Annotated in this window: 12 protein-coding genes; 11 read left to right on the top strand and 1 reads right to left on the bottom strand. The window is 63.7% G+C overall.

Annotated features, from left to right (window positions below; genetic code table 11):
- Window positions 1-24: 24 nt before the first annotated feature.
- The 5 genes from KKP04_RS01685 (at window position 25) to KKP04_RS01705 (ending at window position 4,690) form a co-directional block, all read left to right on the top strand.
- Window positions 25-906 carry a polysaccharide deacetylase family protein gene (locus tag KKP04_RS01685; protein ID WP_215025694.1) on the top strand — a complete coding sequence of 294 codons (882 nt, stop codon included), beginning with the start codon at window positions 25-27 and terminating at the stop codon, window positions 904-906.
- Window positions 907-1,024: 118 nt separating this feature from the next.
- Window positions 1,025-1,897: a folate-binding protein YgfZ gene (locus tag KKP04_RS01690; protein WP_215025698.1), complete on the top strand. Its 873-nt coding sequence runs from the start codon at window positions 1,025-1,027 to the stop codon at window positions 1,895-1,897.
- Window positions 1,894-2,517: a DNA-3-methyladenine glycosylase I gene (locus KKP04_RS01695; RefSeq protein ID WP_215025701.1), complete on the top strand. Its 624-nt coding sequence runs from the start codon at window positions 1,894-1,896 to the stop codon at window positions 2,515-2,517. The genes KKP04_RS01690 and KKP04_RS01695 overlap by 4 nt, the downstream gene beginning before the upstream one ends.
- A 27-nt stretch (window positions 2,518-2,544) precedes the next feature.
- On the top strand, window positions 2,545-3,225 hold the full coding sequence (locus tag KKP04_RS01700; RefSeq protein WP_215025704.1) for an HD family hydrolase: 681 nt from the start codon (window positions 2,545-2,547) through the stop codon (window positions 3,223-3,225).
- A complete protein-coding gene (locus KKP04_RS01705; protein ID WP_371818680.1) occupies window positions 3,215-4,690 on the top strand; it encodes an FAD-binding oxidoreductase in 1,476 nt (491 codons plus the stop codon). The genes KKP04_RS01700 and KKP04_RS01705 overlap by 11 nt, the downstream gene beginning before the upstream one ends.
- 60 nt (window positions 4,691-4,750) lie before the next feature.
- Here KKP04_RS01705 and KKP04_RS01710 read toward each other — a convergent pair whose 3' ends face one another.
- Window positions 4,751-5,497: a class I SAM-dependent methyltransferase gene (locus tag KKP04_RS01710; protein ID WP_215025706.1), complete on the bottom strand. Its 747-nt coding sequence runs from the start codon at window positions 5,495-5,497 to the stop codon at window positions 4,751-4,753.
- Between the two features lie 645 nt (window positions 5,498-6,142).
- Here KKP04_RS01710 and KKP04_RS01715 point away from each other — a divergent pair.
- The 6 genes from KKP04_RS01715 (at window position 6,143) to dxs (ending at window position 13,084) form a co-directional block, all read left to right on the top strand.
- On the top strand, window positions 6,143-7,933 hold the full coding sequence (locus KKP04_RS01715; RefSeq protein ID WP_215025709.1) for an acyl-CoA dehydrogenase family protein: 1,791 nt from the start codon (window positions 6,143-6,145) through the stop codon (window positions 7,931-7,933).
- A 4-nt stretch (window positions 7,934-7,937) separates the two neighbouring features.
- On the top strand, window positions 7,938-8,687 hold the full coding sequence (locus KKP04_RS01720; protein WP_215025712.1) for a crotonase/enoyl-CoA hydratase family protein: 750 nt from the start codon (window positions 7,938-7,940) through the stop codon (window positions 8,685-8,687).
- Window positions 8,688-8,774: 87 nt separating this feature from the next.
- Window positions 8,775-9,653: an NAD(P)-dependent oxidoreductase gene (locus tag KKP04_RS01725; RefSeq protein ID WP_215025715.1), complete on the top strand. Its 879-nt coding sequence runs from the start codon at window positions 8,775-8,777 to the stop codon at window positions 9,651-9,653.
- Between the two features lie 10 nt (window positions 9,654-9,663).
- Window positions 9,664-10,599 carry a histone deacetylase family protein gene (locus tag KKP04_RS01730; RefSeq protein WP_215025718.1) on the top strand — a complete coding sequence of 312 codons (936 nt, stop codon included), beginning with the start codon at window positions 9,664-9,666 and terminating at the stop codon, window positions 10,597-10,599.
- Window positions 10,600-10,607: 8 nt separating this feature from the next.
- Window positions 10,608-10,895, top strand: a complete 288-nt coding sequence (locus tag KKP04_RS01735) for an exodeoxyribonuclease VII small subunit (protein WP_215025722.1) — start codon at window positions 10,608-10,610, stop codon at window positions 10,893-10,895.
- Between the two features lie 257 nt (window positions 10,896-11,152).
- Window positions 11,153-13,084 carry a 1-deoxy-D-xylulose-5-phosphate synthase gene (gene dxs / locus KKP04_RS01740; protein WP_215025725.1) on the top strand — a complete coding sequence of 644 codons (1,932 nt, stop codon included), beginning with the start codon at window positions 11,153-11,155 and terminating at the stop codon, window positions 13,082-13,084.
- Window positions 13,085-13,410: the final 326 nt, after the last annotated feature.

A 13,410-nucleotide genomic window follows, 5' to 3' on the forward strand; every position in this document is an offset into this window, starting at 1 on the left:
TGCAGAGCCATGTGTGGTGGGATCATGATTTACAGATATGCGGCCATCGGTCTGGTGGCGCTTCTTTCGCTCACGGGCGCGGCCAGGGCGGCCGATTGCCCCGCGGGAACGCTCGGCACCAGCCGGACGGTCGTCATCGACCCGGCGAAGGTGCATCGCGTCGGCGGCGGCCCCGATTACGGCACGCCCATTCTCGAAGATCGTGAGGTGATCCTCACCTTCGACGACGGCCCTATTCCCCCCTGGACGGGCAAGGTGCTGGACGCTCTTGCGGCCGAATGCGTGCACGCGACCTTCTTCACCGTCGGCACGATGGCGCGGGCGCATCCGGCGCTGTTGAAGCGTGTGCTTGCCGAAGGCCATACAGTCGGGACGCACTCCGAACGTCACGCGCACATTCCGAAACTGCCTTACAAGGCCGCTGTGAAGGAAATCCTCGACGGCTTCGCGACGGCCGGAAAGAGCCTTGGCGATCAGGCGGCGGTGGCGCCGTTCTTCCGCTTTCCCTATCTCGAATCGACGCGCGCGACCGAAACCTATGCCGCTGCAATGGGCATCGTGATCTGGAACATCGATTTTCATGCCAGCGACTGGATGTTCCTGACGCCGGAGGTTCTGGCCCAGCGCGCCATCGAACGGATCGAACAGAAGAAGCGCGGCATCCTTCTTCTGCACGACATTCACCAGCGGACCGCGCTCGCCCTTCCCGTCATCCTTCGGGAACTCAAGAGCCGGGGTTACAAGGTCGTTCACGCGGTGCCGACGCCCGGCGCTCACGTGAATTTCGAGGTGGCGGCGAAGATCGACCCCTGGGCCGCAAAAGCGGCACCGCTTCGCAGCAGCCGCGCGAAACCCTCGCCAACTTTTGATGGCGGACCGGTGGAGGACTGGGCCGGGCAGCGATAGCTGCTCCGGTGCGGTCTGTCCGCGCTCACGGTTCGGCGAGCGCTGCATGCGGAACATGGCAGGAACGCCAATCGGTGTTATGATCCGGCACCGCTTCTTTCCTGGCGAGGTTTCCCGCATGCCCTCAACACTTCTGCCCGATCGCGCCATCCTCAAGGTCACGGGCGACGATCACGTTTCCTTCCTTCACGGTCTGATCACCAACGATGTCGAGCATCTCGCAAATGACGAGGGCCGCTTCGCGGCTCTGCTGTCCCCGCAGGGCAAGATCCTTTGCGACTTCTTCGTCGTCCGCCATGGCGACACGCACTTCATCGACGCGCCAAAAGCACAGGCCGACGTCCTCCTGAAGCGGCTCACCATGTACAAGCTCCGTGCAAAGGTGGATGTCGCCGACGTCTCGGAGCAAACGGCGGCGGGTGCGATCTGGGGCGAGGACGCCGAATCGTGGTCGAAAGCGAACGGCGCGCTCGCCTATGCCGATCCGCGCCTGCCGGAGCTTGGGAGCCGCATCCTGATTTCCACCGCCGCCACCCCTTCCCTGACCGCGACGCCCGAAGACTACGCCGCGCATCGCATCGCGCTCGCCGTGCCCGAAGGCGGCGCGGACTATGCCTTCGGCGACGCCTTTCCGCATGAAGCGTGCTTCGACTTTCTTCACGGCGTCGACTTCAGGAAGGGCTGCTTCGTCGGGCAGGAAGTCGTCTCGCGCATGCAGCATCGCGGAACGGCGCGCACGCGTATTCTCTCGGTGACGTCATCGGCGGATCTGCCGGACGGCGGCGCGGATATCGTGGCGGGCGGCTTCCCCGTCGGCCGCCTCGGCTCTGTCAATGGCGCGCATGGCGTGGCGCTGGCCCGCATCGACCGCGTGCGCGACGCGCTCGCCAAACGTCTCGCGTTGACCGTCGGTGCGGCGGACGTCGATCTGACCGTGCCGGACTGGGCGGCTTATTCGCTTGAGCCGGAACCTGCGGGAGATGCCGCGTGACTGCCGCCGAAGCCGCGCGCGCCGTCGCAGAGCCCGCCCGCTGCGCATGGGTGAACGCAGACAACGCGCTTTATGTCCGTTATCACGACGAGGAATGGGGCGTGCCTAAGACGAGCGACCGCGCGTTCTTCGAAAAGCTCATCCTCGAAGGGTTTCAGTCCGGCCTGTCGTGGATCACGATTCTTCGCAAGCGCGAGGGCTTCCGCGCCGCTTTCGACGGCTTCGACCCGGAAAAGGTCGCGCGCTACGACACGGCGAAAGTCGCGGCGCTAGTCGCCGACGCGGGGATCGTGCGCCATCGCGGAAAAATCGAGGCCGCCATCGCCAATGCGCGCGCCTGCCTCGACCTGCAACAGAAGCAGTCGCTCGCCGCTTTCTTCTGGGGCTTCGTCGACGGCGCGGCGATTCAGAACCGCTTCGCCGCCATTTCCGAGGTACCCGCCCAGACGCCGCTCAGTGCCGCAATCTCGAAGGAACTGAAGCGCCAAGGCTTCCGCTTCTGCGGACCGACGACGGTCTATTCGCTGATGCAGGCGACGGGCCTTGTCAACGACCACATCACAACCTGTCATCGTCACGACATCTGCATGGCTTTGGCTCGACCTCAAATTCTGGCATAAAGGCGCTGCCCCCGAAAAGGATTCGCGATGCAGCAAAAACACGCTCCCCGGCCGCTCGTCGTGCACCGCCAGAACCGCGCGTGGCAGCGCATGCTTTCGGGCCGCCGCCTCGACCTGCTGGACCCTTCGCCGCTCGACATCGAGATTGGCGACATCGCGCACGGGCTCGCCCGCGTCGCCCGCTGGAACGGCCAGACCAAGGGCGCGCATGCCTTCTCCGTCGCGCAGCATTGCGTGCTGGTGGAGCAGGTCGCGGCGCTCGTGAAGCCTGCCGCCGGGCCGCATTTTCGCATGGCCGCGTTGCTGCACGACGCGCCGGAATATGTGGTGGGCGATCTCATCAGCCCGTTCAAGGCGGCGATGGGCCAGACTTACAAGCTGTTCGAACTGCGCATCCAGCGCGCGGTGCATATCCGCTTCGGCCTGCCGCCGGAGCTTGCCCAGGGCGTCACGCAGGCGATCAAGCGCGCCGACAAGATTGCCGCGTTCTTCGAGGCGACGGAGCTTGCAGGCTTCGCTGTTGCCGACGCGCTCGCGTGCTTCGGCGACCCGGACGCGCTCGGTGTCGACTGGCCGGATGTGCTGCGTCACCCCGAACCGCTGGACGCGTCGGCGGCGCAAGCAGCGTTTCTCGCGCAGTTCGAGGCGCTCGAAGGCGAAAGACGAGCGGGCGCCGTTGAACCGAAGGGCGGCGCGCGTGCAACCTGATCCGACGCCGCCGGCCGGTCTCAAACCGCTGACGCCCGGCCTTGCCGCGAAGTTCGCCTCGCTCGCGGGGCCGCATGGCGCGCTCGATGAACCGTCCGACATCGCGCCTTACACGCAGGAGCCGCGCGACCTGTATCACGGCGCGTCGCCGCTGGTGCTGCGCCCGGCGACCGTCGAGCAGGTTTCCGCTATCCTGCATCTCGCCCATGAGGAGCGCATCGCCATCGTGCCGCAGGGCGGCAATACGGGGCTCGTCGGCGGGCAGGTGCCGTTTGGCGGCGAAATCATCCTGAGCCTTTCGCGCATGAACCGCATCCGCGATGTTGACGCGGCGGGCAACACCCTCACCGTCGAGGCGGGCGCGACGCTCGCCGCCGTGCAGTATGCCGCCGCCGATGCGGGCCGCCTGTTTCCCTTGAGCCTCGGCTCGGAAGGCTCCTGCCAAATCGGCGGCAACATCGCGTCGAACGCGGGCGGCATGCATGTGCTGCGCTACGGCAATATGCGCGATCTCGTGCTCGGCCTCGAAGCGGTGCTGCCCGGCGGCGCGGTAATCCACGGGCTGAAGGCGCTTCGCAAGGACAACACCGGCTACGACCTGAAGAGCCTGCTTGTAGGGTCCGAGGGCACGCTTGCCGTGATCACGGCGGCGACGCTGAAGCTGTTCCCGCGCCCGGCCGATGTCGCGACCGCCTTCGTCGGCCTGCCCTCGCTCGACGCGGCGGGCGCGTTTTTCTCTCAGGCGAGCGAAGGCGCGGGGCCGCTGCTCACCGCGTTCGAACTGATGCCCCGCGCGATCCTCGATTTCGCGTTCCGACACATCCCGAGGCATCGCGACCCGCTGGCCGCGCGCTATCCGTGGTATGCGGTGATCGAGATTTCCTCTCCGGTGGGCGACGGCGTGGCCGAGCGCGCGGCGCTGTCGATCCTCGAAGCCGCGATGGAAGCGGGCACCGTTGCCGACGCCGCTATTGCCGCTTCGGATGCGCAGGCGCGCGCCTTCTGGTGCCTGCGCGAAGGGATCGTCGAGGCGCAGAAATACGAAGGCGGCAGCATCAAGCACGACGTGTCCGTGCCGGTCGCGCTCATTCCGCGCTTCATCGCCGAGGCAACCGCCGCCGTCGAGGCGCTCGTTCCCGGCGCGCGGCCCGTGCCGTTCGGCCATTTCGGCGACGGCAACATCCATTTCAACGTGAGCCAGCCCGTGGGCGGCGATGCGGCTGCGGACAAGGCCGCATTCCTCGCCCGCTGGGACGAGATGCAGGCGCTGGTCCACGGCATCGTGCTGAAATATGGCGGCTCGATCAGCGCCGAGCACGGCATCGGCCGCATGAAGGCCGACGCGCTGGCGGCGATCAAGTCACCCGCCGAGATGGCGCTGCTGCGGGGCATCAAGGCGGCGTTCGACCCGCGCGGGGTGCTCAATCCGGGGAAGGTCGTGGCGAAGCTTACGGCTTTGGATTGATAGCGCGCAACCTCTCACAGAACCGGCCAAACGCCGCTTTTCGCCCGGCAACCACACCTTCTAATCTGGGCGACGCGCGACAAAAACCTTATCCCCTCGCTGGAGAGCGTGCCGGGTCACGAACGGCTCAACCGCGGTGAACTCGGTTAATGTGAAGCCCGCATCGCGTACTCGATCTCTGAAATCCGCGCCATAATAGCGGACGTGATCGTCCTGGCCGAAGTAGATCGCACGGCCCTTCGGATCCTTGATGTTGGGGTCTTCGAATGTCGTATCCCAGCCTTCGACAAGCGGAACCATCAGAATGCAGAGTCCGCCGGGCCTAAGAATACGAAACAACTCCGCTAGCGCCTTGCGATCATCGACATGTTCAAGAACGTGGGAGCAAATAACAGTATCCAGGCTCGATGAAGCCAGATCGATCTTTTCAATGTCCAGAACAATATCGGCACGCCCCATTTCCAGATCTGCGTTGACGTAGCTGTGCGCGAGAGGCTTCAAGAAGCCGGTAGCAAAGCCTTCGGGAGCAAAATGCAGCACGTCTCGATCCCGAACGGCGTCGATGTTATTGGCCAACCATAATCTGAAAAGCCGATGCCGCTCCAGGCTCCCGCATCGCGGACAATTGGCATCGATCCGAAGTGGCCATCCGGCAAGATCGAAAAGGCCCTCAAACCCGCAAATGTTACAGTTGCGCGCCTTGGACGGCACACGATTAATGCTATCCCGAAGGCGGCGATGAGCGCGGAGCATCATGATCTGCCGCTCAGTCATCACCGTTTTCAACAGTTTTTTAACAGCAGACATTTCGTTAGCTCCATCGGCGCCGAGTGGGCGTGAGCACAGCCAAGTAAACAGGGTGGGCGATGATTATCCCCATCACATTTGAATTTCCAGAGCGAGTGGCTTTTCATCAACAGAATTCCGCGTTGCTATCGTCCGGACGCGAAGAAAGCGATGAGAACAGGCCGCGCTTGAGGCGAGCCTTCATCACAGGTGTCGATAGCGAAGGGTCGCAAATGATCGTTGAAGCAAACAAAGACTCTCGAAGTGTGTGGCCGGCGCGAACAGCTTCCAGACTGAAGGTCAAGCTTCCCGTATCCTGATCCGGAGCGGTCTACTGCTTTTCGACCTCTGCCCGTTCCGACATCCCCGCAGCTATAGCGCGGCCATTTCGCAGAACTTGACGCACGCAATTCTCCACGGATGAGCCGTACTTTCTGGGAGCGCGGTGGAAAATCGGGACGAGCGAAAGGGCCGCCCGAGCGCAGGATGCGCGCCGCCTTCCCGATTCGCCGTTCCGTCGGCGTTCTCGACCATCGTTGTTACCTTGTTCTGGAGCGATTCTGTTTTACGGGAGTGCATTTCAGATTAAGGTATTCATCTTGCGCCCGTGCAAAACAGCAAAAACGAATGGGCGTGCCGACCCCGCCGTTACAGCCTGGAGGTGCCATGACCTATCGCGTTCCCGTCGCGGACATCGCATTCGCGCTCGACCACATCGCGGGGTTCTCCCGGCTGATCGACGGCGCCCTTTTCGAAGACCTCGACATGGATACGGCGCGGGCCATTCTCGAAGAGGCGGCGCGCTTCGCGAACGAAGAGCTTGCGCCGATCAATCGCGCGGGCGACACGCAGGGCGCGCGGCTCGTGGATGGCAAGGTCGTGATGCCCGACGGCTTCACGGAAGCCTACGCGAAGTGGGTCGAGGCGGGCTGGGCCAGCTTCACCGCGCCGAAGGAGCATGGCGGACAAGGCTTGCCCGTCTCGCTCGGCATGGCGGTCGCCGAGATGTGGCACGGCGCCAACATGGCGTTCGGCCTCAATCCGCTCCTCACGCAGGCGGGCGTTCACGCGCTCATCGCGCACGGCTCCGAACCCCTTCAGACGCAATATCTGCCGAAGCTGATTTCGGGCGAGTGGACCGGCTCGATGCAACTCACGGAGCCGCAGGCGGGCTCCGACCTCCGTTTCCTCAAGACGCGCGCCGTGCCCACGGGCGACGGCACCTACAAGCTCACCGGCACGAAGATCTTCATCACCTATGGCGAGCACCCGATGACGGATAATATTATCCATCTCGTGCTCGCGCGGCTGCCCGACGCGCCTTTCGGCACCAGGGGCATCTCGCTTTTCGTGGTGCCGAAATTTATCCCGAACGCGGACGGCTCGCTCGGCGAGCGCAACGATGTCGTCGCAGCGAAGCTCGAACACAAGCTCGGCATCCACGGCAGCCCGACCTGCGTCATGAACTTCGGCGACCGAGGCGGCGCGACGGGCTGGCTCGTCGGCGAACCGAACGGCGGCCTGAAAGCCATGTTCACCATGATGAACGAGGCGCGCCTCGGTGTCGGCATCCAGGGTGTCGGCATCGGCGAGCGCGCGTTCCAACAGGCGCTCGGCTATGCGCGCGACCGCAGGCAGGGCGCGGCCGAGGACAGCGCGGCGGATGCGTCCGTCGCCATCATCGAGCATCCAGATGTCGCGCGCATGCTGCTCAACATGAAGGCGAAAACATCGGCCGCGCGCGCCATCGCCTACACAACGTCGGTCGCCATCGACATCAGCCACCGCGCGGCGGACGCGGCCGAAAGAAAGCGCGCGGCGAACGAAGCGGCGCTGCTGACGCCCATTGCAAAAGCCGTCTCGACAGATTTCGGCGTCGAAACGGCGTCCGAAGGCATCCAGGTCCATGGCGGCATGGGCTACATCGAGGAGACGGGCGCGGCGCAGCACTACCGCGACGCCCGCATCGCGCCGATCTACGAAGGCACGAACGGCATTCAGGCCATCGACCTCGTCACGCGCAAGCTTCCGCTCGCGGGCGGCGAGACCTTCCGCACCTTTCTCGCCGGGCTGAAAGAAACCGCGCGCGAAGTGACCGGGTCGAACGAGAGCGCGTTCGGCCACACGGGTGAATGCCTCTGGGAGAGCATCTCCGCGCTCGAAGAAACGGGCGGCTGGCTCACGCGCCAGTTCGCGGAGAACCGCGGGGCCGTGCTTGCAGGCGCGACATCCTTCCAGCGGTTGTTCGGCTTCGCGGCGGGCGGTGCGCTGCTTGCCAAGGGTGCGCTTGCCGCGGCGCGCGGTGCGGAGAGCCACGGCCGCAACGCCGAGGCCGTCGTCATGGAAGCGCGGCACTTCGCCGAAAGTCTGATGGGCGAAACAGGTGGATTGAAACATGCTGTCATCCACGCACATGAAACGGTAGCGCGCGGCGGCGCAGTGCTTGGGGAGCGCTAGGCCGATGGCAGAGCATGTGACTGTCGCACGCGAAGGCGCGGTGCAGATCGTCCGCTTGAACCGTCCGGAAAAGAAGAACGCGCTCACGGCGGCGATGTATGCGGCGCTCGGCGATGCTCTCAAGACGGCGCGCGATGACGCCGACATCGGCGCGACGCTCGTGCTCGGTCATCCCGGCATCTTTTGCGCGGGCAACGACATGGCCGACTTCCTCGCGGCAAGCCAGGGCGGCGGCATGCTCGCGGCCTATGCGCTGATCGAGGCCCTCGCCGAACACGACAAGCCGCTTCTCGCAGCGGTGGACGGCCCGGCCATCGGCATCGGCACGACACTGATGTTCCATTGCGATCTCGTGTTCGCGAGCGAACGCGCCACGTTCCACACGCCGTTCACCGACCTCGGCCTTCTGCCGGAGGCGGGATCGAGCCTGCTCGGTCCGCGCACCATGGGGCACGCGCGTGCATTCGAGTTGCTCGTCGCGGGCGTGCCGTTCGGCGCGGAGCGGGCGAAGGAAGCGGGCCTCGTCAACCACATCGTCGCATCGGAAGAGCTGGAGGCCGCCGCGCGCGCATCCGCCGAAGCCATCGCGAGGAAGCCGCGCGAGGCCATGCGCATCGCGAAGCGCCTGCTTCGCGGCGATCCCGCACCGCTCAAGGCCCGCATGCAGGAGGAGGGCGCGCTTTTTCTGGAGCGCGTAAGATCGGACGAAGCCAGGGAGGCGTTTCTCGCGTTTCTGCAGAAAAGCGCGCGGTGACGGACGACGGACGCGTTCAGGGCGCCGAAGCGTGACGCTCTATGAAGTTATCCATCAATAACAAGAACGATAAGCAGGGCAGTGGTCATGGGAACGCTCACCAAGAAGACTCTCTTTATTACCGGCGGCAGCCGGGGCATCGGGCTGGCGATCGCGCTTCGCGCTGCGAAGGACGGCGCAAATATCGCCATCGCGGCCAAGACCTCCGATCCTCACCCGAAGCTTCCCGGCACGATCTTCACCGCCGCCGCCGAGATCGAGCAGGCGGGCGGCAAGGCGCTGCCGATCCAGTGCGATATCCGGCATGAAGATCAGGTCCAGGCCGCCATCGATCAGGCCGCGAAGCACTTCGGCGGCATCGATGTCGTCATCAACAACGCAAGCGCCATCAGCCTGACGCCGACCGAGCAGACGGACATGAAGCGCTACGACCTCATGCATCAGATCAACGGGCGCGGGACGTTTCTCGTCTCGAAGACCGCGCTGCCCTATCTGAAGCAGGCCGAGAACCCGCATATCCTGATGCTGTCGCCGCCGCTCGACCTGAACCCGCGCTGGTTCGGCGGCCACGTCGCCTACACCGTGGCGAAATATAACATGAGCCTCTACGTGCTGGGCCTCGCCGAGGAACTGAAGCGCGACGGGATCGCCGTCAACGCGCTTTGGCCCAGAACCACCATCGCCACCGCCGCCGTGGCGAATATTCTCGGCGGGGATAGCCTCATCCGCGCCAGCCGCAAGGCCGACATCCTTGCCGACGCGGCCTATCTCATTCTGACGAAGCCGTCGCGCGAGTTCACCGGAAATTTCTGCATCGATGACACTCTGCTCTGGGAGAACGGCAAGCGAGAATTCGACCATTATCGCATCGATCCAAGTGAAGACCTTGCGCCGGACTTCTTTATACCCGAAGACAGCGTGCCGCCTGTCTCGCTGAAGGCGCTGGTCGGCAAGAAACCCGGTTAAGCCGAAGGCCATGTCCACTCTTCTCGTCACACATAGCTCTTTCCTCCAGCACGACACGGGGGAATGGCACCCGGAGCGAGCCGATCGCATCCGCTCCATCGAGCGCGCCCTTTCGCATCCCTCCTTTCAGGATCTCCTGACGGTCGAAGCGCCGCTCGCCACGCCCGAGCAGATCGTGCGTTGCCATCCGCGTGCCTATTTCGACTTCCTCGAAACCCATCAGCCGAAAACGGAACTTGTGCCGCTCGACGACGGCGACACGATGCTGTCGCCGGGAAGCTGGGAGGCGGCGCTTCGCTCGGCGGGCGCGGCTGTCTATGCTGTCGACGAGGTCATGCTGAAGCGCGCGACGAACGCGTTCTGCCTCGCCCGGCCGCCCGGACATCACGCCGAAATCGCCAAGGCGATGGGCTTCTGTCTTTTTAATAATGCAGCCGTGGCGGCTTTCCATGCGAAGGCCGCGCATGGCGCGGAGCGCGTCGCGGTGGTCGATTTCGACGTCCACCACGGCAACGGCACGCAGGCGATCTTCTGGAACCACGCAGACATGTTCTATGCCTCGACGCACCAGATGCCGCTGTTTCCGGGCACGGGCGGCATCACGGAGCGCGGCGAGACGGAAAATATCTGCAATGCCCCACTTCGCGCCGGCGACGGAAGCGATGAGTTCCGCGAGGCTTTCGAGTCCGTCGTCTTGCCGTCGTTGCGCCGGTTCGCGCCCGATCTCGTCATCATCTCGGCGGGCTTCGATGCGCACCGCTCCGATCCGCTCGGGAACTTGAACCTCACGGAGGCCGATTACGCCTGGGTGACACGCAAACTTGTGGACGTCGCGCGGGAACGATGCGGAGGACGGGTCGTTTCGGTGCTCGAAGGGGGATACGATCTCAACGCGCTCGGCCAGTCGGCGGCGACGCATGTCAAGATACTTCTCGAATCGTTTTGAGGATGGCAATGCCAGGTGATCCGGCTTCCGCCCAGACTGCGGCAACACGCTCTGCTTCGGAAGACATCAAGGCGATGAGCTTCGAGGCGGCCTTGAGGGAACTCGAACAGATCGTGACCCGTCTTGAGCGGGGCGATGTCGAACTCGAACAATCGATCGACATCTACGAACGCGGCGAGGCGCTGCGCGCTCACTGCGACCAGCTTCTGAAGCGCGCCGAGATGAAGGTGGAGCGCATCACACTCGGCGCTCAGGGCCAGCCTACGGGCACGACGCCTCTGGATTCCGAGGTTTAATGCCGCAGAGACATTGCGCTGCCGTGAAAACAGCTTTTCGCCAAGGCTTGCCATGTGGCCAAAATTTTTTCGCGTGGGCAACCCTCATTTAAAGAAAAGAGCAAAATGGACCCTGGCATAATGGATGCGCAATCCTGTTGCCGTGTTGCACCGACGCAAATGTGACGCCAGCTTTCATAATTGCGACGAAAAATTGCGTGGCTTTGCGGCCCAAACGGCATACGTTACCGGCCAAGGACTCTGAAGGAAGTGTTTAAGTGACAATCAGCAACCGTACCCCGCTCCTTGACAAGATCAAGTTTCCCCAAGACCTTCGTCAGCTAGATGCCGATCAACTTCCGCAGGTCGCGGACGAACTTCGCACCGAACTGATCGACGCTGTTTCGGTGACGGGGGGGCATCTGGGCGCGGGACTTGGCGTTGTCGAGCTTACGGTTGCGATCCATTATCTTTTCGATACGCCGCATGATCGCCTCATCTGGGACGTCGGTCATCAGGCTTATCCGCACAAGATCCTGACCGGCCGCCGCGACCGTATCCGCACGCTGCGCCAGCCGGGCGGCCTGTCGGGCTTCACCAAGCGCTCGGAAAGCGAATACGATCCTTTCGGCGCCGGGCACTCGTCCACCTCCATCTCCGCCGGTCTCGGCATGGCGGTCGCGAGCGACCTGAAGGGCGAGGATGGCGGCCGCAACGTCATCGCGGTCATCGGCGATGGTTCCATGAGCGCGGGCATGGCCTACGAAGCCATGAACAACGCGGGCGCGATGGACGCGCGGCTCATCATCATCCTGAACGACAACGACATGTCCATCGCGCCGCCGGTGGGCGCGCTGTCGAACTACCTCGCGCGCATGCACTCGTCCGAAACCTTCCTCAAGGTGCGCGACATAGCCAAGAACATGGCGCAGCGCCTGCCTAAGATCTGGGAGCGCCGCGCGGCTCGCGCCGAGGAATTCACGCGCCACCTGTTCACGGGCGGTTCGTTGTTCGAGGAACTCGGCATCTATTACGTCGGCCCGATCGACGGCCACGACCTCGACATCCTGCTGCCCGTGCTGCGCAACGTCCGTGATTCGACGCACAAGGGCCCGGTGCTGATCCATTGCGTGACGCAGAAGGGCAAGGGCTACGAACCGGCCGAAAAGGCACCCGACAAATATCACGGCGTGACGAAGTTCAACGTCATCACCGGCGCGCAGGACAAGGCCAAAGCGACCGCGCCCGCCTATACGAAGGTGTTCGCCCAGAGTCTCGTCGAGGAAGCGCGCAAGGACGACGCCATCGTGGCGATCTCTGCGGCGATGCCGTCCGGCACCGGCCTCGACCTGTTCGAAAGGGAATTCCCCGAGCGGACATTCGACGTGGGCATCGCCGAACAGCACGCGGTGACGTTCGCGGCGGGCATGGCGACCGAAGGGCTGAAGCCGTTCTGCGCGATCTATTCGACTTTCCTCCAGCGCGGCTACGACCAGCTTATTCACGACGTTTCCGTGCAGCATCTGCCGGTGCGTTTCGCGCTCGACCGTGCGGGTCTTGTCGGCGCCGATGGCGCAACGCACGCGGGCACGTTCGACCTCGCCTTCCTCTGCTGCCTGCCCGATTTCGTGGTCATGGCGCCATCCGACGAGGTGGAACTCAAGCACATGGTCGCGACTTCGGTCGCGATTGACGACCGGCCGAGCGCGATCCGCTATCCGCGTGGCGAAGGCTATGGCATCGAGATGCCGGCGCAAGGTTCGATTCTGCCGCTCGGCAAGGGCCGCATTGTGCGCGAAGGCTCGACCGTTGCGATCCTCTCTCTCGGCACGCGTCTGCATGAAAGCCTGAAGGCCGCGGACAAGCTCGCCGCGATGGGCCTTTCGACCACGGTCGCCGATGCGCGCTTCGCGAAGCCGCTCGACCACGATCTCATCCGCCAGATTGCGCGCCATCACGAGGTGCTCATCACCGTCGAGGAAGGCTCGTGCGGCGGTTTCGGCTCGCAGGTGCTGGAGTTCCTCGCCCGCGACGGTCTGCTCGATCATGGCCTCAAGGTGCGCCCGCTGACGCTCCCGGACATGTATATCGACCACGGCAAGCCGGAGGCGATGTACGAGGCGGCGGGGCTGAACGCAAGCGGCATCGTGGGCGCTGTCGTGGCGGCTCTCGGCACATCGTCCGCGATCATCGTGGACGAACGCGCTTAATCCTGGCGAGTCTCTGGCTGCAATTGAGCCGCGCGGGTCATTACCCGCGCGGCATTTTTGTGACAGGGTTGGTTCAATAAAGCCGTCATTTTCCATTATTTTTCAATACCCGCGCGGTTGGCGATAACTTCCATCCGGTCAGGCTACTGCGAAGATGTCATCGGCTTTCTCGAATTAGAATTATTATAATTTCGCTTCTTTTGCACCTGACGGCAGTCTTGGTTCGATGGGTTTGGAGTATCGCTGCCTTAGAATCATTACAAATTGTGATTTTTATTGCGAAGCGTCGTTTCCTTGCTTATTCATAGGTTGTGGGCAAGTGAAAT

The sequence above is a fragment of the Rhodomicrobium sp. Az07 genome (assembly GCF_018619475.1).
GTDB lineage: Bacteria > Pseudomonadota > Alphaproteobacteria > Rhizobiales > Rhodomicrobiaceae > Rhodomicrobium.